We start from the raw sequence: 21,513 nt of genomic DNA on the forward strand, positions 1-21,513 counted from the left end.
CAGCTGCCTAGACTACGCGTCCAGAGGTTGGACGGAAAGTCCAACTTCGGGTCACCCGCAATCACCCCAGGTCAGCGCACGACACCGGCCGGCCCCACGTCAGGCGGAGTCATGGGTCGCCGCATGGGTCAGCGCCTCCCGCGCGGCGTGCCGGTCGGCGACCGTCTCCCACCACGGGTGGGTGTGCATCTCCTCGGCGAGGCGACGGCACCGCTCGCGCGCCTCCGCGAGCCGCTCGCGCTGCTCGTCCGTGATCTCGGCCCGGCCGGCCGCGATGTCGGCGCCGCTGGGCAGCCGGATGGCGATGTCCTCGCAGTGGGCCAGCGCGCGCGTGAAGGCGCGCCGGGCGGCGACCAGATCGCCGGGTATGACGAACTCGCCCACGGTGAACGGGCGGGAGAACTCGTTCGACGGCGGTTCGGTGTGCCACAGGGAGGCGTCGATGGGCAGTTCGTCATCGCGCGCCCGGGTCAGCTCGCGCCGGACGTCCGCCTGACCGTCCTCGCCCCGCCGGGGCAGCAGGACCGCCTCGCCGGCCCGCCGCGGAGAGGGCACCCCCGGCAGCGGTTCGGGGCGCCCTTCGAGGAACTCCTCCTTGTCGGCCGGTGTGACCCACATGTGCCAGCCGCGCCGCCCGGCGGGATGGGGCATGTACAGCGAGACGAGTTCGCCGGTGGCGGTGCGCCGGATGACGTCGTCGTAGTACAGGCCCGCCACCGGCTCCCACAGTCCGTGCCGGCCTCCGCAGCGGCCGGCGCCCTGGCGCGGACAGGGCACGGGGCTGCTCCAGTCGCAGCGCGACATGTGCAGGTGCTTGATCCCGCCGCGCACCGGCAGGGCGGCGCGGTCGGTGACGTCGCGCCAGCTCTGCACGTTCAGCCGGGCCCAGGGGGCGCGGTCGATGGGGATCGCGTTCTCGTTGTTGACGAGCCACAGCGGGGTCAGCCCGGCCTGGCGGACCAGTCGGGTGCGCTCGTCGACGGAGCCGCCGGCTATCGCGGAGAGCTGGATTTCGTACCCGAGCCGCCGAGCGCCGACGCCTTCCACGGTGACGTCGGCGCGGAGCTTTCCTTGATCGGCGTCTTCCGGCCGGGTCACCCGGAATCCCTCGCCGGCGGCGACTTTCGCGGTGTATTCCCTGAGCGCCTTGTGGAGATCGCTTTCCGCCTTCGTCTCGGGCCGCTCCCCTTTCGCCACGTGCATGGCGTGCGGGCGGCCGTTGACTTTGCGGATCGTCATGAAGCCGGGGCAGATGAACCCCTCGTCCTCATGGGCCTCCAGGCAGTACAGAAGATCCGGTTGGTAATTGCCGTAGATCTCGTCGAGCAGCCCCGGATATTCGGGGTGCCCGAGATCCGCCTCGGTCAGGTCGAGCGTGATCCCGAGGCCCCTGTGCCAGACGCTGTAGGTCATAAGGCGAGAGTAGGACGCACCACTGACAATGGGCCGATTCCATGATCGGGAACGGTCCCGTAAATGCTCTGCGATATCAGGAGCCGACGGAATTCGCGTCCGGGTCCAGTCCCGTCATGAGTTCCGCGAAGGCGCGCCCGGCGCCGGGTGCGGTGAACAGCCGGTCGAGGCGGGCACGGGCCATTCCGCGGTGGAAGGGGCCCCGGTCGGAGTCGTCGCCGTAGGCGGCCTGGAAGGGCACCCCGGCGTGGGCGAAGGCGGCGAGGAGGTGCGGGCGCGGGCCGCTGTCCGGGCCGTAGGTGATCAGCGGCGTCCCGGCGAGCCGCTCCAGGTCGAGCGCCGTCCGCCGGGCCTGCGGCTGGTCGCAGGCCACCACGGCGACGATCTCGTCCCGCACCAGCACCCGGTGCGCGAAGCCGGGGGGCGAGGCCGGTGCGCGGGACCGCGGCGAAGACGGCGTCCAGGGACCCCTGGCGCACCTGCGGCACCAGGCTGGCGCGGGTGCCCTCGACGAGGTGGACGCCGACGCCGGGGTGGAGCCGGGGAAGGCGCCCAGCCGGGCGGGCAGGCTGCCGCCCTCGACACCGTCGCCGGCGCCCAGCGAGAGCTGTCCGGTCAGCAGCCCGCAGCGGCCGACGAACTCGGCCTTGACGGCGGCCACGGCGGCGGCGACGGCGCGGGCGTGCGGCGTGAGCGCCTCGCCCGCCGCGGACAGGCGCACCGAGCGGGAGTCGCGTTCGAAGAGCGCCTCGCCCGAGCCGGGTCGTCGCGCTCGACGCCGGCCTGGGCTTCGAGCGTGGTGATGGCGTCGTGATGATCCAGATCCTCACCCAGGCCGGCCGCTCCACCGAGGTCAAGCAGAAGCTGTACGCCGCCATCACCGCCTCCTCGCCGCGGTGGTCACGGCCTGAGAGGGCGGGTTCATCGGCTACGTCGAGAACACCGCGCCGGACTGGTCGTTCGGCTCCGGCCGCGCCCAGTACGGCGAGGGCGACCTGGTAGTGCCCGCGGCCGGCACCTCCGGTCACCGGGCCGTCTGACACGGCGTCGGCCCCGCGGGCCCCGCACCCCTGGTGGCGTCAGCTCACCGCAGTCTCCCCCGGGGCTTCAGCGGCACCGGCGGCAGTTCCGGTGCCGGCAGGGGGGCGCCGTCGTAGCCCTTGACCTCGCCGAAGCGGGTGCCGGTCATCCAGTCGGTCCTGGCCTGCTCGATCTCCTGCTGGGTACGCCCGATCCAGTTCCAGAACATGATCAGCTCCTCCTCGAACGGCTCACCGCCCAGGAGCATCAGACCCGCGTCCGAGGCGGCGCGCAGCGGCAGTTCGGTGCGGCCGCAGCCGAGGTAGAGCATCGAGCCGGGCAGCAGCGGCACGCCGTCCACGTGGGCCTCGCCGGACATGGACAGCACGGCGTACTCGAAGTCCGGCTCCAGCGGGAGGCGGACGTCCGCGCCGTCCGCCAGCGTGAGGTCGACGCCGACGATCGGGGTGTACGTCGTTCCCGGCGAGGCCGCGCCGTCGAGTTCGCCGAGGATGAGCGTGCCGGTGACGCCGGGGGCCGCGACGACCGGCAGGTCGGCGTGGTGTTCGAAGTGCGGGTCGGTGTGGCGGTGGCTGTCGGGGAGGGCGACCCACAGCTGCGCGCCGTGCAGGAAGCGGGCGTGCGGGCGGGGGCTCTCCTCGGAGTGGCTGATCGCCCGGCCCGAGGTCATCAGGCCCAGTTCGCGCGGGCGGATGGTCTGCAGGCTGCCCGTGGAGTCGCGGTGCAGCACCTCGCCCTGGTGCAGCCAGCTCACCGTCTGCAGGCCCATGTGCGGGTGCGGCGGCACCTGCATGCCGGGCTCGTCGGCGATGTCGTCGGGGCCGTAGTGGTCGACGAAGCACCAGGCGCCGACCATGCGGCGGCCCAGGTTGGGCAGCAGGCGGCGGACTTCGGTGGACTCGCCGAGCTGGACGCGGCGAGGGCTGAGGAGTTCGCGCACGGGTTCCGCGACGACGAACCCACGGCCGCCGCACAGGGCGGGAACCGCCTCGCGATCAAGATTGCTCATGGCCACAACGTAGTCCCGCGCGGGCCGTCGCGTCAGTCCGTCGTCCGGGCCGTCTCACGGAGGCGGAAAAATACTAGCCATGGATATAGTAGCCATGTACTGTAACGGTCATGAGCAAGGGTTCCGAGAAGCCGACGCCCGGGTTCCTGGTGTGGCGTCTGTCGACGAAGTGGCGGGTGGCCGTGGACCGCGCGGTCGCGCCGCTCGGCCTCACCCACGCGCAGTACTCACTGCTGGCCTCGCTGTACGGCATGCGGCGCGCCGGTGAGCGGCCCAGTCAGCGCCGCCTCGCCGACCACACGGGCCTGGAACCGCTGTACGTGTCCAAGCTGGCACGCGCCCTGGAGGGCGCCGGGCTCGTCGAACGCGCCCGCGACCCCCGCGACCCGCGCGCCGTGCAGCTGACCCTCACCGAGCAGGGCCGGGACGTCGTCCGGCGCGCGATCGACGTCGTGCACGGGCTGCTGGAGCAGCTGCTGGAGCCGCTGGGCGGCCTCGACAGCCCCCGCACCGGGGAGTTCACCCGCGATCTCGCGCTCCTGCTCGACGCACCTCTTGATCCGCCCGCCGACACCAGTGAGAACGAGAAGGAGCAGCCATGACCACCACCGCCTCCCCCGCCGCCGACGCCCGCACCGTCGGTCTGGCCCACTACGCCGCCCGTGCCGTCCTGGAACGGGTCCTGGCCCGGCACGGCATCACCTTCCAGGAGCAGATCACCCTCAGGCTCGCCGTCGTCGCCGAGGCCCCGCCGACCCGCGAGGCCCTCGTCGAGCAGGTCGCCGGCTCACTCAAGGTCGACGCCTCCGCAGTGGCGGACGTCATCGACGGACTGCTCGCGAAGGGTCTGCTCGCCGCCGAGGGACCACAGGTCCGGGCGAGCGAGTCGGGCCGCGCGTTCTACGCCGGGGTGAGCGCCGAGACCGCGCGGTACTCCGCCCGGATCTGGGGGGACATACCGCAGGAGGACCTGGCCGCCGCCGGCCGCGTCCTGACCCTGGTCACCGAGCGGGCCAACGCGGAGCTGGCCGCGATGCCGGCCTGAGGCAGGACCGGGCCCGGCCGGGGAGGGAGTCGACCGAGGGGCAACCGACGGCTGTGGGGCCCGGCCACGGTCGTGGCCAGCCCACCGTCGGCTCTCTCAGGGCGGTAACAGCCGCAGCCGCCGTCCACGTGCTGCCCGCCCCGGCAGGCCCCGCCGGCTTACTCGGAGGCAGCCCCGCGTCGGTGGGTGACCGCGCCCAGCAGTACGTCGACGGCGATGAAGGCGGCCAGCGGAATGCCCAGCAGGGGTACGAAGTAGCCGACGACCGCCACGACGGCGACGAGCGGCACCAGCAGGTGCGCCGGCACCCGCTGCCAGGCCCCGCGCGGGATCGGCCGGCCGAAGGCCGAACCGCGCCCGCGCTGCCACCACATGCGGTAGCCCCACGCGATGAGCAGGATCAGCGCGAGCGCCAGCAGCATCAGGGCGATCTGGTTGACCAGGCCGAAGAGGATGCCGGTGTGCAGGTCGATGCCCCACCGGGTCAGCTTCGCCAGCAGCGGGTAGTCGGCGAACCGCAGCACGTCGGTGACCTCGCCGGTGGCCGGGTCGACGGCGACCGAGTCCTGCTTCTCGGGCCAGCTGCGCTGCACCTGCCGTACGACATAGGCGGAGGTCTCGTCGGCGGGCGGCACGATCTCCACCGGGTCGCCCAGGCCCCGGGCGCGGGCCGCGGCCAGCACCTTGTCGAGGCCGACGCCGTGATCCCCGCCGCCGGCCGAGGCCGACGCGCCGTGGCCCGCGTGCTCGCCGCCCGCCGCCGTCGAGACCGACGGCGTGGCCTGGCCGAGGGAGGTGCGCAGCTCGTCGATGCCGGCGCCCGCGTACGTCGACCAGGTCAGACCGGTCGCCGAGAGGAAGAGGAAACCGGCCGCGGCCCACACGCCGACGGTGCCGTGCAGACCGAGCGTGCGCCGGCGCCCGCCGGTCCCCCGCACCCTGCGGGCGGCCCGGCGCCGGGAGAACCACAGCACCAGCCCGCCGCCCGTGATCACCCACAGCCAGCTCGCGGCGAGCTCGCTGTACAGCCGGCCGGTGTCGCCGAGGCGCAGATCGCGGTGGAACTCGTCGATCCAGGTCCGCAGCGGCAGCGCACCGGTCGAGCCGTACTGTTCGAGGGCGCCGCGCACCGTCCCCGTGTACGGGTCGACGAACACCGCGAGGGTGTGGTCGGCGCCGACGCCCTCGACGCCGGACAGCAGGACCCTGGTGGTGGCGTCGGCGTCCGGGGAGGGCCGTACCGCCGCGACCGTGCCCTCGGGATGGGCCTTGCGCGCGGCCGCCACCTGCTGCGAGAGGGGCAGCTTGGTGTCACCGGCCTCGGCGACCGTCATCTCGTGCGCGTAGAGGAGCTTCTCGGCCTGGAAGGCACCGGCGTACAGGAAACCGGTGACGGCGGCGACGAGCAGGAAGGGCGCGACGAACACACCGGCGTAGAAGTGCAGGCGCAGGATCAGGGGGCGCAGCGACGCCCAGGCGCCGGGGGACGGCGGGGGCGGTGAGGGGGGAGGCAGGGCCTCGTCGGTGGTGGTCGAGGGAGCGGTGGACATCGAGGGGTCTCCGGGGATCGCGAGGACGGGTGGCGCCGGCGGTCCAGTAGTCGGAGAGCCACCACGCCGAGTTCCCGGAGACGCAGGTGGCGTACGTCACACACCGTGAGGGCATGGCATGCTGGCCGGATGGCAACTCCCCGTGATCAGGCGCCCCTTGGCGAGTACGTCGAGCAACTGCTCGCCACCGACGGCCCGCTGCCCATCGTCGCGGCCGGCGATCCGGTCCTGCGCCGTCCCGCCGAGCCCTTCGACGGACAGCTGGACGACGCCCTGCTGGCCCGCCTCGTCGAGGCCCTGCGCGTCACCATGCACGCGGCGCCCGGCGTGGGCCTGGCCGCCCCGCAGGTCGGCGTGCCGCTGCGGATCGCGGTCATCGAGGATCCGGCGTCGGTCCCAGAGGAGGTGCGCAGCGCCCGCGGCCGGGTTCCGCAGCCCTTCCGCGTCCTGGTCGACCCGGTCTACGAACCCGTCGGCACCGGCCGCGCCGCCTTCTTCGAGGGCTGCCTCAGCGTGCCGGGCTGGCAGGCGGTGGTCGCGCGGGCCGCCCAGGTGCGGCTGCGCTGCCGGGACGAGCGGGGCCGCGCGGTGGACGAGGTGTTCACCGGCTGGCCGGCGCGGATCGTGCAGCACGAGACGGACCACCTCGACGGCACCCTCTACCTCGACCGCGCCGAGCTGCGCTCCCTCGCCTCCAACCAGGCGATGGCCGAGCGGTGGACGCAGCCCACGCCGCGGGAGGCCGCGGAGGCGCTGGGCTTCGACCTGCCGTGACCGCGCCTCCGCACCCCGCCTGACCCGCGCGTCAGTTGTCCCGGTACGCCTCCAGCAGCCGCAGCCACACCTCGCTGATCGTCGGGAACGACGGCACGGCGTGCCACAGCCGGCTGATCGGCACCTGCCCGGCGACGGCGACGGTCGCCGAGTGGATCAGCTCGCCGACACCGGGACCGACGAAGGTGACACCGCGCAGGATCTCCTCGTTGACGTCCACCACCATGCGGGCCCGGCCGCGGTAGCCGTCGGCGTACAGGCCCGCGCCGGCCGCGGAGCTCATCTCCACGTCCACCGCCCGCACCCGGTATCCGGCCTGCTCCGCCTCCGCGAGGGACAGCCCCACGGCCGCCGCCTCCGGGTCGGTGAAGACGACCTGGGGCACGGCGTGGTGGTCGGCGGTGGCCGCGTGGGCGCCCCACGGGTCCGACTCCAGGATCGGCACACCGGCGGCGCGGGCGGCGATGGCCGCGCCCGCGATCCGGGCCTGGTACTTGCCCTGGTGGGTCAGCAGCGCGCGGTGGTTGACGTCGCCGACCGCGTACAGCCAGTCGGTGCCGGACACCCGCAGGCTGTCGTCGACCGACAGCCAGCCGCCCGGCTCCAGGCCGACCGTGTCCAGGCCGATGTCACCGGTGCGCGGGCTGCGGCCGGTGGCGAAGAGGATCTCGTCCGCCTCGATGCGCTCGCCCTGGTCGGTGACCACCACGACCGTGCCGTTCTCGCGCGTGACCGAGGCGACCGATGTGCCGGTGCGCACGTCCGCGCCGGCCTCGGTGAGGGCCTCGGCGACCAGTTCCCCGGCGAACGGCTCCATGCGGTTGAGCAGCCCCTTGCCGCGCACGAGCACCGTGACCCGCGCGCCCAGCGCCTGCCAGGCGGTGGCCATCTCGGTGGCGACCACTCCGCCGCCGACCACCACGAGCCGACCCGGCACCTCCTGCGCGCTCGTCGCGTCCCGGCTGGTCCACGGCTTGACCTCGGCCAGCCCCGGCAGGTCGGGCAGCACCGCGTCGGTGCCGGTGCAGACGGCGACGGCGTGCCGGGCCGTGAGCACCCGTCGCTGCCCGTCCGCACCGGTGACGGTCACCCTGCGTGCGCCGTCCAGGCGGCCGTGGCCGCGGTAGAGGTCGGCGCCGATGCCGTCGAGCCACTGGGCGGCGCCCTCGTCGTGCCAGTCGGAGGTGTAGTAGTTGCGGTGTGCGAGGACCGCGGCCGCGTCGAGGGGGCCCTGCACCGACTGGCGCAGTCCTGGTACGCGTCGGGCGTCCGCGCGGGCGATCACCGGGCGCAGCAGGGCCTTGCTGGGGATGCACGCCCAGTACGAGCACTCGCCGCCGACCAGCTCGCCCTCGACGACCGCGGTGGAGAGTCCGGCCGCACGGGTGCGGTCGGCGACGTTCTCCCCCACGGGCCCGGCCCCGAGCACCACGACGTCGTACGCGATGGTTTCCGTTTCCGTCATGGGGTCAGTCTGGTGGGTGGTGTGTCCCGTGGCCACACGGGTAGGGGCGCGGAATACGTGATGGGCCGGCCGTGTTGTGCGGACGGCTTCGCCCCGACACCAGGAAGAGGGATTCACGCCATGAGCAGCACCGTGGAGCTCACCAAGGAGAACTTCGACCAGACGGTCACGGACAACGAGTTCGTCCTGATCGACTTCTGGGCGTCCTGGTGCGGGCCGTGCCGTCAGTTCGCGCCCGTGTACGAGAAGGCGGCCGAGGACAACCCGGATCTGGTGTTCGGCAAGGTGGACACCGAGGCGCAGCCGGAGCTGGCCGCGGCCTTCGGCATCCAGTCGATTCCGACGCTGATGATCGTCCGTGACCAGGTCGCCGTGTTCGCGCAGCCGGGTGCCCTGCCCGAGGCCGCCCTGGCGGACGTCATCGGGCAGGCCCGGAAGCTGGACATGGACGAGGTCCGCAAGGCCGTCGCCGCCCAGCAGGGTCAGGCCGAGCAGAACGGCCAGTAGGGCCGGGACTCAGAAGGGGTACGTCGCCACGTCCCCGCGTACCGTCGTCCAGCGCACGTCGGTGAAGGCCTCCAGGTTGGCCTCGCCGCCGAAGCGGGCGCCGGTGCCGGACGCGGCGACGCCGCCGAAGGGCGCCACGGCCTCGTCGTTGACCGTCTGGTCGTTGATGTGGACGATGCCGGTCGGGATGCGCTCGGCGAGGTCCAGGCCGCGGGCGGTGTCCCGGGTGACGATGCCGAGGGAGAGGCCGTAGGGGCTCTGGGCGGCCAGGGCGGCGGCCTCGTCGGCGGTGTCGAAGGGGCGTACGGGCGCGACCGGGCCGAAGACCTCCTCGGCGTACGCGGGGCTCTGGTCGTCGACGCCCGCGAGGACCGTCGGCCGGTAGAAGAGCCGCTCGTGGGTGCCGCCCGCGGCGAGTTTGGCGCCCCGGGAGGTGCTGGCCTCGACCAGGCCGTGCACCTTGGCGAGCTGGTGGTCGTCGATGATCGGGCCGAGGTGCACCTGCTCGCGGTGCGGGTCGCCGACGGCGAGCGAGTCGGCCTTGGCGGCCAGGCGCTCGACGTACTCCTCGTACACCGACCGGTGGACGAGGTGGCGGCCGGTGGTCATGCAGATCTGGCCCTGGTGGAAGAACGAGCCCCAGGCGGCCGTGGAGACCACCGCGTCGAGGTCGGCGTCCTCCAGCACGATCATGGCGGAGTTCCCGCCGAGCTCCAGGTGCGCGCGCTTGAGGTGGCGGCCCGCCGCCTCGCCGACCGCGCGGCCGGCCGCGGTGGAGCCGGTGAAGGAGATGACGGGGACGAGCGGGTCGGCGACCAGGGCGGCGCCGGTGTCGGGTCCGCCGGGCAGGACGTGCAGCAGGTTCTCGGGCAGGCCGGCCTCGGCGAAGACGGCGGCGAGGGAGAGGCCGCCGCACACGGCGGTGCGCGGGTCGGGCTTGAGGACGACCGCGTTGCCGAGCGCGAGCGCCGGGGCGACCGAGCGGATCGAGAGGATCAGCGGCGCGTTGAAGGGCGAGATGACGCCCACCACGCCGACCGGGACGCGGCGCGTGTACGACAGCCGGGGGGCCTCGGAGGGCAGGATGTGCCCGGCGGGGCGGGAGGCGAGGGCGGCGGCCTCGTAGCACTCCTGGGCGGCGACGTGCAGTTCGAAGTCGGCCTTGCCGGGGATCGACCCGGACTCCCGCACGATCCATTCGCGCAGCTCGTCGGCGTGCGCGGCGAACAGGTCGCCGGCCCGGCGCAGCACCCCGGCGCGGACGAAGTGCGGGGCGCGGGCCCATTCCGTCTGGGCGGCGCGGGCGGCCTGCGCGGCGGGGGCGACGTCCTCGGCGGCGGCCAGGGTGACCGAGCCGAGCGTGTCGCCGGTGGCGGGCTCGGTGACGGTGTGTGCGGCGCCCGACAGGGTGCGGGGCTGCCAGGTCTTCGGGTCGAGCAACGGCATGACGGCTCTCCGATCGATCACCGGCGGGACGGGCTCACAGGGTGAGCGGGAGTCCCGTGTAGTTCGCCGCCAGTTCGGCGGCCGCGTGACGGGATGCGGTGATCCGGCGCAGACGTGCGATCTGCATCCGGTGCTCGAACGCGTCCCCGTCTGGTTGAGCGTGCAACATCTTAGTCATGTCATACGAGAAACGCGTGGCCTGCCACACGCGTTCCAGGCACATCTGCGAGTAGCGGTCGAGGAGGTGTCCGGAGCCCGTGCGGTGCAGTTCGGTCAGGGCGCGGGCGAGAACCCGGACGTCGGAGACGGCCAGGTTGAGGCCCTTGGCGCCGGTCGGCGGCACGATGTGGGCGGCGTCGCCGGCCAGCAGGAGCCGGCCGTGCCGCATCGGTTCGTGGACGTGACTGCGCATCGGGGTGACGGACTTGGCGGTGATGGGGCCGCGGTGCAGGGTCCAGTCGGCGTCGACGGCGAAGCGGGCGTCGAGTTCGTCCCAGATGCGGTCGTCGGGCCAGTCGGCGGGGGCGGTGTCGTTGGGGACCTGGAGGTAGAAGCGGGAGACGCGCGGGGTGCGCATGGTGTGCAGGGCGAAGCCGCGCTCACCGCGGGCGTAGATCAGTTCGTCGCAGGAGGGCGCGACGTCGGCCATGATGCCGAGCCAGGAGTAGGGGTAGGTGCGCTCGTACGTCCGGCCCACCGCCGCCGGGACGGTGGGGCGGGCGATGCCGTGGAAGCCGTCGCAGCCGGCCACCCAGTCGCAGGTCAGGGTCTGTTCGCGGCCTTCGTGCAGGAAGCGCACGACGGGTGTGTCGCTCTCCGGTTTCTCGATCGCGAGCGCCTCGGCCTCGAACAACAGCGGTGGTCCGCCGGCCAGTTGGAGGGCGATGAGGTCTTTGACGATCTCCGTCTGGGCGTAGATGGTGACGGTGCGGCCGCCGGTGAGGGCAGGGAAGTCGATGTGGTGGCGCTCGCGCTCGAAGCGCAGCTCGATGCCCTGGTGCGTCATCCCCTCGGCGGCGAGCCGCTCGCCGGCGCCGCACGCGCGCAGGGCGTCGACCGTGCCCTGCTCCAGCATGCCGGCGCGCTGGCGCCGCTCGCAGTACTCCCGGGTGCGGGCCTCCAGGACGACGCAGTCGACGCCCTCGCGGTGCAGCAGCCGGGCGAGGAGCAGTCCGGCGGGGCCGCCGCCGATGATGCCGACCGTGGTGCGCATGGGCGCCTCCCTGGCTTCAGCTGGACTCGCGGTGCACCACCGTGGCTCCCAGCACCTTGTGCGTCTCGGGCGCGGCGCCGGGGTTGCGCACCGCGCGGTCGACGAGTGCGGCGAGGTCGCGGCCCGAGGGCAGTTCGATGTGGACCGTGCTCAGCCGCGGCCGCAGCAGCCGGCCGAGCATCAGGTCGTCGGCGCCGATCACGGCCGTGTCCGCCGGGATCCGTACGCCCTCGTCCTGCAGGGCGCGCATCAGCAGCATCGCGTACTCGTCGTTGTACGCGAACACGGCGTCGAGGTCGAGGTCGCGCCAGCGGGCGGCGAGCCGTGCGGCGCTCTCCTCCGTGTAGGCGAGGGGCAGTTCGGTGACGGTGGCGTCCGTGCCGTGCAGGGCGGCGCGCACGCCGGCCAGGCGGGGCAGGGAGAAGGTCTCCAGGCCCTGTTCCTCGGGGACGACGACGCCGATGCGGCGCCGGCCGCGGTCGTGGAGGTGGCCGCCGGCGCAGTGCCCGACCGCCTCGTGGTCCATGAGCAGGGCGTGGGCGCCCTCGACGGACTCGGGGCCGAGGGTGACGACGGCGCGGGCGCCCGAGCGCTTGAGGACCGTCACGCCCTGCGGGCCGAGCCCGGCGCCGGGCACCAGGACGGCGACGGGGCGCAGTTCGGCCCAGGCGCGGGCGGCCTCGTCGCCGTGCAGGCCGACGGTGCCGTACTGGACGACGGTGTAGTCGAGGCGGCCGAGCGCCCACTGGAGTTCGTTGATGAACTGGCCGTAGAGCGGGCCGACGGGGACGCTCGGGGCGGGCATCAGCACCATGCGGCTGTGGCCGGCGCGCAGACTGCGGGCGGCGGCGTGCGGCACGTAGCCGAGTTCCTTCGCGGCCTCGTGGACGCGGCGGCGCGTGGGTTCGCTGATCCGTACGGCGCTGGTGTTGTTCAGGACGTAGGAGACGGTCGCGCGCGAGACGCCGGCCAGGCGGGCCACGTCGGCGCTCGTGGGCACCGGGCTCGACGCGGCGGACGCGGGCGAGGACGGGTTCGGTATCTGCACCATGACGTACGGCATCTTTCCAGAACCTGTGGCCCGGACCACACCCAGGCCACACCGAACACGTTCGTGACGAACTTGTTCGCAACGAACACGTTCGTTACAGTCGACGTATGAGCGACCGCCCCGACACCCCCCGCAGCCGCCGCGAACGCCCCGCGAAACCCGCCCTGACCAGGGAGGGCATCGTGTCCGCCGCCGTCGCCATCCTGCGCGCGGAGGGCCTCCAGAAGGTGACCATGCGCCGGCTGGCGCAGGAGCTCGACACCGGACCCGCCTCGCTGTACGTCTACGTCCGCAACACGGCGGAACTGCACGCGGCCGTCCTGGACGAACTGCTCGGCACGGTCGGTCCCGCACCGGCCGAGGGCACCTGGCAGGAGCGGCTGGAGAAGGTGCTCACCGCCTACACGGCGATGCTGTACGAGCACCCGGGCCTCGCCCGTTCCGCCCTGACCGCACGGCCGAGCGGCCCGCACTACCTGAACCTGATCGAGACGCTGCTGGCCCTGCTCGACGAGGGCGGCGTCCCGCCCGCGCAGGCCGCGTGGGGCGTGGACCTGCTGCTGCAGACGGCCACCGCGACCGCCGCGGAGCACGTCGACGAGGCACCGGAGGAGGACTGGGACGCCCTGCGGCGCGCCCTGCACGACGCCGGGGCGCACGACCGTCCGCACATCGCCGCGCTCGCCGGCCACCTGCTGTCCGGCTCCGGACCCGAGCAGCGCCTGCCCTGGGCGTTCCGGGTGCTGATCACCGGCATCGAGCGGACCCCGTACCCGACTGACCCACAGGAGCATCCATGACCCCGCACCACCCCCTCGCGATCGTCGGCGCCGGTCTCGGCGGTCTCACTCTCGCCCGTGTGCTGCACGTGCACGGGATCGAGGCGGCCGTCTTCGACCTGGACGCCTCCCCCGCCGCGCGCACCCAGGGCGGCATGCTCGACCTGCACGAGGAGTCCGGCCGGCACGCGCTGCGCACCGCCGGTCTGTACGAGGAGTTCCGCGCCCGCGTCCACCGGGGCGGCGAGGCCATGCGCGTGCTCGACAAGGACGCCGTGGTCCGCATGGAGGAGGCGGACGACGGCACCGGCGGGCGCCCCGAGATCGACCGCGGCGACCTGCGCGAGGTGCTGCTGGCCTCGCTGCCCGAGGACGCCGTCCGCTGGGGCGCGAAGGTCGCCGCGGCCCGCCCGCTGGGCGGGGGCCGGCACGAGGTGGCGCTCGCCGACGGCACCGCCTTCACCACGGACCTGCTGGTCGGGGCCGACGGCGCCTGGTCGCGGATCCGCCCCCTGCTCTCCCCCGCCGTGCCCGCGTACACCGGCGTCTCGTTCGTCGAGGCCGATCTGCGGGAGGCGGACGTACGCCATCCGGTGAGCGCCCAGGTCGTCGGCGGCGGCATGCTCTTCGCGCTCGGCGCCGGGCGGGGCTTCCTCGCCCACCGCGAGACCGACGGCAGCCTGCACGTGTACGCGGCCCTGGAGGCGCCCGAGGAGTGGCTCGACGGCATCGACTTCGGTGACACCGAGGCGGCCAAGGCGGCCGTGCTGGAGCACTTCGCGGACTGGGACAAGAGCCTGCGGGCGCTGGTCGCGGACGCCGACGGCGCGCTGGTGCCGCGGCGGATCCACGCCCTGCCCGTCGGGCACCGCTGGGAGCGCGTGCCGGGCGTGACACTGCTCGGGGACGCGGCGCACCTGATGTCGCCGTTCGCGGGCGAGGGCGCCAACCTCGCCATGCTCGACGGGGCGGAACTGGGCCTGGCGCTCGCGGCGCACCGGGGCGACACGGAGGCCGCGCTGGCCGCCTACGAGGACGAGCTGTTCCCGCGCAGCGAGCGCGCCGCCGCCGAGTCGGCCGGCAACGGTGTCCTGCTCTTCCGTGCCGACGCCCCCCAGGGCCTGGTCGACGCGTTCACGGCCTGGCGCTGAACGGGGCGAGCGGGCGCCCGGCGTCGCGAGTCAGCGGGCGAGGACGGGGCTGAGCGAAGTGGGTGTGCGGCTCAGTGAGGCGGCTCGGTGGCCGTCACCCGGGCCACCAGGTCCACCCACCCGGCCTCCAGCCGCTCCAGCGGCATCCCGCAGTCCTTGGTCAGGTGGTGGATCAGGGCGGGGTCGAGGTATCCCAGCAGCGTCCGCGCGAGCAGGTCGCAGTCGGCTTCCGGGGTGATCTGCCGCAGCAGGATCGTCACGTGGGTGCTCAGCGCCCGCACCGACGGGTGGGCGTAGCGACGGGTCGGCTCCGACTGGGCGGCCAGCTGCAGTTCCAGCTGCTCGGCCGAGCGGTAGAGCACCGCCACGCCGAACGCCCGCAGCCGCTCCAGGGGCGGCGCGCCGGGCCCCAGCGGCGGCGGGCCGCCGAGGAAGTCGGCCTGGAGCTGCCGGGCGGAGTGGTCCAGGAGCGCCATCAGCAGCCCGGTGCGATCGCCGAAGCGGCGGAAGACGGTTCCCTTGCCCACCTGGGCGGCGGCCGCCACGGCCTCCATGGTCACCCCGGCCACGCCGTGCTCGGCGATCAGCCGCGCCGCGGCCTCCAGCAGCCGGGCCCGGTTGCGCGCGGCGTCCGCGCGCAGGCACGGCTCCTCCTCGTGCGTGCTGAGCTGCAGCAACTCGGCCTGACCCAAGGGCTCTTGCGGCGTCGGGAAGGGCGGCAGGGTGGCGGACATGAAGACAGCGTAAAGCATCGGGAACAAAACTGGACCGCGGTCCGGTTAGGGTGCTAGAAATTAAACGGACCCCGGTCCGGATCGTTACGGCAGTGTTTCAGCATCTTGGAGTTCCGCATGTCTGTTCGCATCCTTGCGCTCGTCGGCAGTCTTCGCGCCGGTTCGCACAACCGCCAGCTCGCCGAGGCGGCCGTCAAGCTCGCCCCCGAGGGTGCCGAGGTCGTGCTCTTCGAGGGCCTGGCCGACATCCCCTTCTACAACGAGGACATCGACGTCGAGGGCAACGTCCCCGCCGCCGCGGCCAAGCTGCGTGAGGCCGCCCAGGCGTCCGACGCGTTCCTGCTCTTCTCCCCCGAGTACAACGGCACCATCCCCGCCGTCCTGAAGAACGCCATCGACTGGCTGTCGCGTCCGTACGGCGCCGGCGCCTTCGGCGGCAAGCCGGTCGCCGTGGTCGGCACCGCCTTCGGCCAGTACGGCGGCGTGTGGGCCCAGGACGAGACCCGCAAGGCCGTGGGCATCGCCGGCGGCAAGGTGATCGAGGACCTCAAGCTCTCCATCCCGGGCTCCGTCACCCGCTTCGCCGAGACCCACCCGGTCGACGACGCCGAGGTCGCGGCCCAGCTGACCGAGGTCGTCGCCCGTCTGCACGGCCACGCGGGCGAGGCCGCCGCCGCCTGATCCCACGCACCAAGGGGTCCCGAAGGGGCCGGAGCCGACACGCTCCGGCCCCTTTCCGCCGTCACATACGGGACGGGAGCCGACACAACCCGACATCCAGACCCACCGCCACCGCCGCACGACCGCACCCGGCTCACCGCCGCCAAGGTATGGCCGCGTCTCATCCACCGCCGTCGGCTCACTCCGCACCCGTGGACGAGAGCCGGCCGCCCCGGCACCAGAGCGCGTCTGACACGGCCCCCGTAGCAGGGCTGCATCTCACGCCACCGCCACCGCCACCGACGTACGACCGCGCCCGGCTCACCGCCACCGCCGTACGACCGCGTCTCGTCCACCGTCGCCCACGCGAAGTCGTGTCTCAGGCCACCGCCGCCGATGCCAGTTCGCGTAGCTGTTCCAGCGCCGCTGTCACCGCGGGGCGGGTCCGGCCGCCCTCGCGGGTGCAGGTGAGGAGGCTGCGGTGCAGGTTGCCCGTGCAGCGCACGCGGACGATCGGCAGGTGGGGGGTGAGCTGGGCGAGCCGCGGGATCAGGGCGACGCCGAGCCGGTGGGCGACCAGGCCGGCGATGACGTTCCAGTCCAGGGCGTGGTGGACCACCGCGGGGCTGAAGCCGGACTGACCGCACGCGGACAGCACATGGCGGCTGCACGGGCTCTCCGGCACCGGGGCGATCCAGTCCTCGTGCGCCGCCTCGACCAGGTCGATGCGCTCGCGTCCGGCGAGGGCGTGATCCTCGGGTACGACGAGGTCGAACGGGTCGTCCAGCAACGGCTGCTGGTCGAAGCGGGCGTCGCTCAGGGGCGGGTTGTCGGGGGTGGCCTCGACGACCGCGAGGTCGGTCTGCCCCTCGAAGAGCAGGTCGAAGCTCTCCAGCACGCCGGTCTCCTGGATGTGCACGGACAGCCGCGGATGACGCTCGTGCAGCCGGACCGCCATCGGGGCCAGCAGCACCGACACGGCCACCGGGAAGCCGCTGACGCGCAGGGGTCCGGCGGGGGCGCCCTGATCCGCGCGCAGGTCCAGCTCGGCCTGCTCCCACCGGGCCTGGATCGCGTCGGCGTGCGCGAGCAGGCTCTCGGCGGCCGGCGTGAGCCGCACCCCGCGACCCTGCGGTTCGAGCAGGTCGACGCCCAGGTCACGGGCGAGCTGCCGGATCTGCTGCGAGGCGGCGGAAGGGGTGAAGTGCAGGGCGCGGGCGGCCGCGGTGACCGTGCCGTAGTGCGCCACCGCCCTGAGGACGTGGAGCCGTCGCAGGTCAATCATGAAGCCCACGCTTCAAGGTGCGGTCCACAAAGTCAACCTGGACGTGAACGAATCCTCCGCTGCACCCTTGGCAGTGTCGCGACGGCCGACCAGCCCCGAACGGACGAGGAGTTCCCCATGACCAGCACCACCGGCACCGCCTGCCCGCACTGCGGCTGGCCCGACGGCGCCGAGCCGTTCCGGGTGGTGTCCCGGCACGTCACGGCGGCGGGGAGCACCCTGTGGACCCGGTGCGCCTGCGGCTCGCTCCAGGTCCGCATGGTCGACGGCTGCGGCACCCGCGTCGTCTCCCGCAGCCGTCCCGCCTGACCAGCCCGACCGTCTGACGGCCCGGCCTCAGTCCAGCGCGGCCAGGCGCGGCACCAGCGGGCCGACGAACCGTTCCATCCAGGCCGCCGTCTCGCCCAGCCGGGGCGCGAGGATCACGGTGTCGATGCCCAGCTTGGTGTAGCCGCCGATGTCGCGCAGGAACGCGTCGAGGTCGCCCTCGGTGGCGTGCTCGCCGCCGTAGGTCACCGTCTTGCGGATGGCGTCGTAGTCGCGGCCCTCGGCGTCGCAGTGGCCGCGCAGCACGTCGAGCTTGTGCCGGACCTCCTCCGGCGAGGTCGTGAACAGGTTGCAGGCGTCGCCGTACCGGGCGACCAGGCGCAGCGTCTTCTTCTCGCCGCTGCCGCCGATCATGATCTCGGGGCGGGGGCTGCTGACCGGCGCCGGTACGCAGAGGGTCTCGGCCAGCCGGTAGTGGGTGCCCTCGAAGGGGCCGTTGTCGTCGGGGTCCCACATCTGCAGACAGATCCGCAGGACCTCCTCCAGCCGCTCGAACCGCTCGGCGAGCGGCGGGAAGGGCACGCCGAGCCCCTCGTGCTCGCGGTCGTACCAGGCGGCGCCGATACCGAGGGTGGCACGGCCGCCGGAGAGCACGTCGAGCGTGGTGGCGATCTTGGCGAGCAGCCCGGGGTGCCGGTAGGTCACACCGGTCACCAGCGCGCCGAGACGGAGCGTGGAGGTGTGGGCGGCCAGGTAGCCGAGGGTCGTGTAGGCCTCCAGCATGGGGTCCTCGGCGCCGCCGTTGAACTCCATCTGGAAGTAGTGGTCCATGACCGACAGCCAGCTCACCCCCGCCGCCTCGGCCGCGGCGCCCGCCGCCGCGAGCTCGGCGCCGAGGGCCGGCCCGCCGCCGGGGTGGTTGAACCGGTTGATGTGCACGCCCACGCGCATGGCTGTCTCCGTCCGTCCAGACCTCACCGCCGTCACAGGCGACGCTAGAACTTGGAGCGCTCTCGAAGTCAAGCGCTGGCGGGCGCGCCGTGGGGTTCGCGGCCGGCGAAGGCGCGACTGACGGACCGGAGCGCGGCTGACACCGGAGCGCGGCTGACGGACGAGGGTGCAGCTGACGAACGGATCGGGGCATCCGGATCTTCAGGGGCACCCGCCGTCCGGCGGGGAGGTCCCGCCGGACGGCGGCGGTGCGGCGGGGGCGCGAGCGTCCACGATGACCGTACGAGCCGCCACACAGCGCACCACAGGAGGAGTCGTATGACCCAGGTCCCCCCGCCGTTCGACCCGGAGCTCGCCGCCGTATTGGAGCTGCTCAGGGAGACCGTGCCGTCCACCTTCACGCTCGCGGACATCGAACAGGCGCGCTCCGGGCCGGGCATCGAGATGCTCGCCGACCTGGACGTGACCCTGGACGGCTTCTTCGAGGCGGAGGACCGCCAGGTGCCCGGCCCCGAGGGCGCGCCCGACGTGTCGCTGCTGATCTGCCGTCCCCGCCGCGCCGAGGGGCCGCTGCCCGTGCTCTACCACGTCCACGGCGGCGGCATGGTCCTCGGCACCAACCGGGTCGGCGTGGACGCGCCGCTGGCGTGGGCCCGTGAGCTGGGCGCGGTCGTGGTGTCGGTGGAGTACCGGCTGGCGCCCGAGCATCCGCATCCGGCGCCGATCGACGACGTGTACGCCGGATACCTGTGGACGGCGGAGCACGCCAAGGAGATCGGCGGCGACCCCGAGCGGCTGGTGATCGTCGGGGCGAGCGCGGGCGGCGGCCTCACGGCGGCGCTCGCGCTGCGGCTGCGGGACTCCGGCGGGCCGCGGCCGTACGGGCAGATGCTGCTGTGCCCGATGCTCGACGACCGCAACGACACGCCCTCGGCCCGCCAGATGGCGGGGGTCGGCGTGTGGGACCGGGCCTCCAACGAGACCGGCTGGACGGCGCTGCTCGGCGACCGGCGCGGTGGCCCGGACGTGTCGCCGTACGCGGCGCCCGCCCGCGCCGAGGACCTGTCGGACCTGCCGCCGGCCTTCCTGGACGTCGGTTCCGCGGAGACCTTCCGGGACGAGGTCGTCGCCTACGCCTCCCGGCTCTGGCAGGCCGGTGGGGCGGCCGAACTGCACGTGTGGCCGGGCGGCTTCCACGGCTTCGACGGCTTCGCCCCGCAGGCGGCCCTCTCCCAGGCGGCCCGGGCGGCCCATCTGGACTGGCTGCGCAGGCTCCTGGCGGCGTGAGCCCGCCGAACCCGGCGCGGGAAACGCGCCGGACCGTCCGCGGCGGGCGCGCCGGGCGCGTTCACCAGCTGATTCCGGCCGCCACCGGCAGGTGGTCGCTTCCGGTGGCCGGCAGGAGCCAGGAGCTGTCCGGTCGCACGCCGCGCACGAGGATCTGGTCGATCCGGGCCACCGGGAACGTCGCCGGCCAGCTGAAGCCGAAGCCGTCGCCGGCCGCGTCCTGGGCCGAGCGCAGCTGCGCGGTGAGGCCGTCGAAGGCGCGGTCGTCCAGGGTGCCGTTCAGGTCGCCGAGCAGCACCATCCGCTTGTTCTTCTCGGCGGCGACGGCCTTGCCGAGCGCGTCCAGGCCGCGGTCGCGGGAGTCCGTCCAGAAGCCGCCGCGGGGCATGACCCGTACGGATCCCAGGTGGGCGACGTACACCGCCAGCGGCCCGTGGTCGGTGGCCACGGTGGTGCGCAGGGCCCTGTTGTAGGACAACTTGACGTCGGCCGGCTTGGTGGCCCCCAGCGGGCCGGCGTCCATCGCGGTGTCGACCGGCCGGGTGTCCGACAGCGGCAGTTTGCTCCACACCCCGACCGTGCCCAGCACCACGTGGTAGGGATACGCCGTCGCCAGCTCCTTCTCGTACGTCGTCGCGGCCTGCGCGGTCAGCTCCTCCAGCGCCAGCACGTCCGCGTGCGCGGCGACCAGGTCGCGGGCGGTGCCGGCCGGGTCGGGGTTGCCGGCGTCGACGTTCTGGCTGACCAGGGTGAGGTCCGCGCCCGCGTGGGACTTGTCGCCGAGCAGCCCGCCGAAGAGGTGCAGCCACACCACGACCGGCACCAGCAGCGCGGCGAGGGCGGAGGCGGAGCGGCGCCACAGCGCCAGGGCCAGCAGCGGCGGGACGAACACGCCGAACCACGGCAGGAACGTCTCCACGAGGCTGCCGATGTTGCCGACCCGGTTCGGGATGCTCGCGTGCAGCAGCATCAGCAGGCCGAGCAGCACGGCCAGCGCCGCGAGGACCAGGCCGCGCCGCCACGGTTCCGGCCGGGAGCAGACGCGGACGATCCGGCCGAGGCCCGCGCGGAGGCCACCGGAGCCGGTGGCCCGGGCAGCGGTGCCGCCCGGCCCGGCCTGCGCCGGGTCCACTCGCGTCATGGTCTGTCCTCGTTCGCTGTCGGTCACTGCTGCATCCTCGGGTCCTGGGTGGGGTCGGCATACATACGCGGGCAGCCGTGGTCGGCCGCCTCGGGGCGCAGTTCGTAGTGCCAGGGTTCGTTGCGGTAGATCTGGCACAGCCCGTACGCGGCGCCGTGCCGGGACAGCCATGCCGTGGCGTCGGAGCGCCCGATGTCGACGGCGTCCCCCGAGACGTGCGGAGACGTCGTCGGGGTGGCCACCCACTTGGCGGCCTCCTCCTTGGAGCCGTACCTGGCGACCGCCTCCTCCAGCAGCCGGTTCTGGTACGCGGCGGAGCGCCAGCCGCTGTTGACGTAGAAGGCGACGTGGTCGTCGGCGGCGTCCGTCGCGGCCTGGCGCAGGGCCTTGAGCAGCTCCGGATCGAGCCTGGCCACGGCCGGAACCGTGTCGTCGAAGACCGTCACGCCGTCGGGCACGGCACCGTCGGCCTCGCCGAGCGCGTCGTGGTGCCCGCCGCGGCGGGGGGCGGACAGTGACGCCGAGGAGGAGGACGAGGAGGAGGCGGTGGACTTCGGTAACTCGTAGGCGAGGGCGGCGATGACCGCTGCCGCCACGAGGGCCGCCAGGGCGACGACGAGCAGCCGGTGCAGGCGCCGGGTGGCCGTTCGTGCCGGTGGTGGGGGGGAACGCATGCCGCCAGTGAAGGCGGGGCGGTGTTGCCGGCACGTATGCGGTTTTCGATACGCCGACGATATGCGCCCT

Annotated in this window: 23 protein-coding genes; 10 read left to right on the top strand and 13 right to left on the bottom strand. The window is 73.6% G+C overall.

What is annotated here, in order from left to right:
* Positions 1–99: 99 nt before the first annotated feature.
* On the bottom strand, positions 100–1,413 hold the full coding sequence (locus ACYF6T_RS01280) for a competence protein CoiA family protein (RefSeq protein WP_461692642.1): 1,314 nt from the start codon (positions 1,411–1,413) through the stop codon (positions 100–102).
* 76 nt (positions 1,414–1,489) lie between these two features.
* The gene (locus tag ACYF6T_RS01285; protein ID WP_461692644.1) at positions 1,490–2,134 is read right to left on the bottom strand and encodes a LysR family transcriptional regulator substrate-binding protein; all 645 of its coding nucleotides are present in this window, start codon (positions 2,132–2,134) and stop codon (positions 1,490–1,492) included.
* 92 nt (positions 2,135–2,226) lie between these two features.
* Between ACYF6T_RS01285 and ACYF6T_RS01290 the strand changes: the two genes are divergently transcribed.
* The gene (locus ACYF6T_RS01290) at positions 2,227–2,415 is read left to right on the top strand and encodes a hypothetical protein (protein ID WP_461693228.1); all 189 of its coding nucleotides are present in this window, start codon (positions 2,227–2,229) and stop codon (positions 2,413–2,415) included.
* A gap of 82 nt (positions 2,416–2,497) precedes the next feature.
* Here ACYF6T_RS01290 and ACYF6T_RS01295 read toward each other — a convergent pair whose 3' ends face one another.
* A complete protein-coding gene (locus ACYF6T_RS01295) occupies positions 2,498–3,463 on the bottom strand; it encodes a pirin family protein (RefSeq protein WP_461692645.1) in 966 nt (321 codons plus the stop codon).
* Between the two features lie 110 nt (positions 3,464–3,573).
* On the opposite strand from ACYF6T_RS01295, the gene ACYF6T_RS01300 reads away from it, so the two are divergent.
* Both ACYF6T_RS01300 and ACYF6T_RS01305 read left to right on the top strand, forming a co-directional pair.
* On the top strand, positions 3,574–4,065 hold the full coding sequence (locus ACYF6T_RS01300; protein WP_461692646.1) for a MarR family winged helix-turn-helix transcriptional regulator: 492 nt from the start codon (positions 3,574–3,576) through the stop codon (positions 4,063–4,065).
* Positions 4,062–4,508, top strand: a complete 447-nt coding sequence (locus ACYF6T_RS01305) for a MarR family transcriptional regulator (protein WP_461692647.1) — start codon at positions 4,062–4,064, stop codon at positions 4,506–4,508. The genes ACYF6T_RS01300 and ACYF6T_RS01305 overlap by 4 nt, the downstream gene beginning before the upstream one ends.
* 158 nt (positions 4,509–4,666) lie before the next feature.
* On the opposite strand, the gene ACYF6T_RS01310 is transcribed toward ACYF6T_RS01305, so the two are convergent.
* Positions 4,667–6,058, bottom strand: coding sequence for a PepSY-associated TM helix domain-containing protein (locus ACYF6T_RS01310; RefSeq protein WP_461692649.1), 1,392 nt, complete (start codon positions 6,056–6,058; stop codon positions 4,667–4,669).
* A 129-nt stretch (positions 6,059–6,187) separates the two neighbouring features.
* Between ACYF6T_RS01310 and ACYF6T_RS01315 the strand changes: the two genes are divergently transcribed.
* Positions 6,188–6,832 carry a peptide deformylase gene (locus ACYF6T_RS01315; RefSeq protein ID WP_461692650.1) on the top strand — a complete coding sequence of 215 codons (645 nt, stop codon included), beginning with the start codon at positions 6,188–6,190 and terminating at the stop codon, positions 6,830–6,832.
* 31 nt (positions 6,833–6,863) lie between these two features.
* On the opposite strand, the gene ACYF6T_RS01320 is transcribed toward ACYF6T_RS01315, so the two are convergent.
* Positions 6,864–8,297, bottom strand: a complete 1,434-nt coding sequence (locus ACYF6T_RS01320) for a dihydrolipoyl dehydrogenase family protein (protein WP_461692652.1) — start codon at positions 8,295–8,297, stop codon at positions 6,864–6,866.
* A gap of 120 nt (positions 8,298–8,417) precedes the next feature.
* Between ACYF6T_RS01320 and trxA the strand changes: the two genes are divergently transcribed.
* Entirely contained in the window at positions 8,418–8,804 is a 387-nt protein-coding gene (gene trxA / locus ACYF6T_RS01325; protein ID WP_461692653.1) for a thioredoxin, read from the top strand.
* 9 nt (positions 8,805–8,813) lie between these two features.
* Here trxA and ACYF6T_RS01330 read toward each other — a convergent pair whose 3' ends face one another.
* The 3 genes from ACYF6T_RS01330 to ACYF6T_RS01340 are packed head-to-tail and all read right to left on the bottom strand — an operon-like array spanning position 8,814 to position 12,514.
* Positions 8,814–10,250, bottom strand: coding sequence for an aldehyde dehydrogenase family protein (locus tag ACYF6T_RS01330; protein ID WP_461692655.1), 1,437 nt, complete (start codon positions 10,248–10,250; stop codon positions 8,814–8,816).
* Between the two features lie 34 nt (positions 10,251–10,284).
* A complete protein-coding gene (locus ACYF6T_RS01335; protein WP_461692657.1) occupies positions 10,285–11,463 on the bottom strand; it encodes a 4-hydroxybenzoate 3-monooxygenase in 1,179 nt (392 codons plus the stop codon).
* A 16-nt stretch (positions 11,464–11,479) separates the two neighbouring features.
* The gene (locus ACYF6T_RS01340) at positions 11,480–12,514 is read right to left on the bottom strand and encodes a LacI family DNA-binding transcriptional regulator (RefSeq protein ID WP_461692659.1); all 1,035 of its coding nucleotides are present in this window, start codon (positions 12,512–12,514) and stop codon (positions 11,480–11,482) included.
* A gap of 107 nt (positions 12,515–12,621) precedes the next feature.
* Here ACYF6T_RS01340 and ACYF6T_RS01345 point away from each other — a divergent pair, with 107 nt between their 5' ends.
* Together ACYF6T_RS01345 and ACYF6T_RS01350 are read left to right on the top strand one after the other, a co-directional pair.
* Positions 12,622–13,314: a TetR/AcrR family transcriptional regulator gene (locus ACYF6T_RS01345; RefSeq protein WP_461692660.1), complete on the top strand. Its 693-nt coding sequence runs from the start codon at positions 12,622–12,624 to the stop codon at positions 13,312–13,314.
* Positions 13,311–14,444: an FAD-dependent oxidoreductase gene (locus ACYF6T_RS01350; protein WP_461692661.1), complete on the top strand. Its 1,134-nt coding sequence runs from the start codon at positions 13,311–13,313 to the stop codon at positions 14,442–14,444. The genes ACYF6T_RS01345 and ACYF6T_RS01350 overlap by 4 nt, the downstream gene beginning before the upstream one ends.
* Positions 14,445–14,515: 71 nt before the next feature.
* Here ACYF6T_RS01350 and ACYF6T_RS01355 read toward each other — a convergent pair whose 3' ends face one another.
* Positions 14,516–15,196, bottom strand: coding sequence for a TetR/AcrR family transcriptional regulator (locus tag ACYF6T_RS01355; protein ID WP_461692663.1), 681 nt, complete (start codon positions 15,194–15,196; stop codon positions 14,516–14,518).
* Positions 15,197–15,295: 99 nt separating this feature from the next.
* Here ACYF6T_RS01355 and ACYF6T_RS01360 point away from each other — a divergent pair, with 99 nt between their 5' ends.
* A complete protein-coding gene (locus ACYF6T_RS01360; protein WP_461692664.1) occupies positions 15,296–15,859 on the top strand; it encodes an NAD(P)H-dependent oxidoreductase in 564 nt (187 codons plus the stop codon).
* 358 nt (positions 15,860–16,217) lie between these two features.
* Here the strand turns inward: ACYF6T_RS01360 and ACYF6T_RS01365 are convergent, their stop codons facing one another.
* Positions 16,218–17,123: a LysR family transcriptional regulator gene (locus ACYF6T_RS01365; protein ID WP_461692666.1), complete on the bottom strand. Its 906-nt coding sequence runs from the start codon at positions 17,121–17,123 to the stop codon at positions 16,218–16,220.
* A gap of 117 nt (positions 17,124–17,240) precedes the next feature.
* Between ACYF6T_RS01365 and ACYF6T_RS01370 the strand changes: the two genes are divergently transcribed.
* The gene (locus ACYF6T_RS01370; protein WP_461692668.1) at positions 17,241–17,432 is read left to right on the top strand and encodes a hypothetical protein; all 192 of its coding nucleotides are present in this window, start codon (positions 17,241–17,243) and stop codon (positions 17,430–17,432) included.
* Positions 17,433–17,459: 27 nt separating this feature from the next.
* On the opposite strand, the gene ACYF6T_RS01375 is transcribed toward ACYF6T_RS01370, so the two are convergent.
* Complete coding sequence (locus ACYF6T_RS01375; RefSeq protein ID WP_461692669.1) at positions 17,460–18,341, bottom strand: LLM class F420-dependent oxidoreductase; 882 nt, start codon at positions 18,339–18,341, stop codon at positions 17,460–17,462.
* 318 nt (positions 18,342–18,659) lie between these two features.
* Between ACYF6T_RS01375 and ACYF6T_RS01380 the strand changes: the two genes are divergently transcribed.
* A complete protein-coding gene (locus ACYF6T_RS01380; RefSeq protein WP_461692671.1) occupies positions 18,660–19,628 on the top strand; it encodes an alpha/beta hydrolase in 969 nt (322 codons plus the stop codon).
* 61 nt (positions 19,629–19,689) lie between these two features.
* On the opposite strand, the gene ACYF6T_RS01385 is transcribed toward ACYF6T_RS01380, so the two are convergent.
* Complete coding sequence (locus tag ACYF6T_RS01385) at positions 19,690–20,769, bottom strand: endonuclease/exonuclease/phosphatase family protein (protein ID WP_461692673.1); 1,080 nt, start codon at positions 20,767–20,769, stop codon at positions 19,690–19,692.
* Positions 20,770–20,792: 23 nt separating this feature from the next.
* Complete coding sequence (locus ACYF6T_RS01390) at positions 20,793–21,443, bottom strand: M15 family metallopeptidase (protein WP_461692675.1); 651 nt, start codon at positions 21,441–21,443, stop codon at positions 20,793–20,795.
* Positions 21,444–21,513 lie beyond the last annotated feature (70 nt).

It is taken from the genome of Streptomyces sp. 7R007 (genome assembly GCF_054850255.1).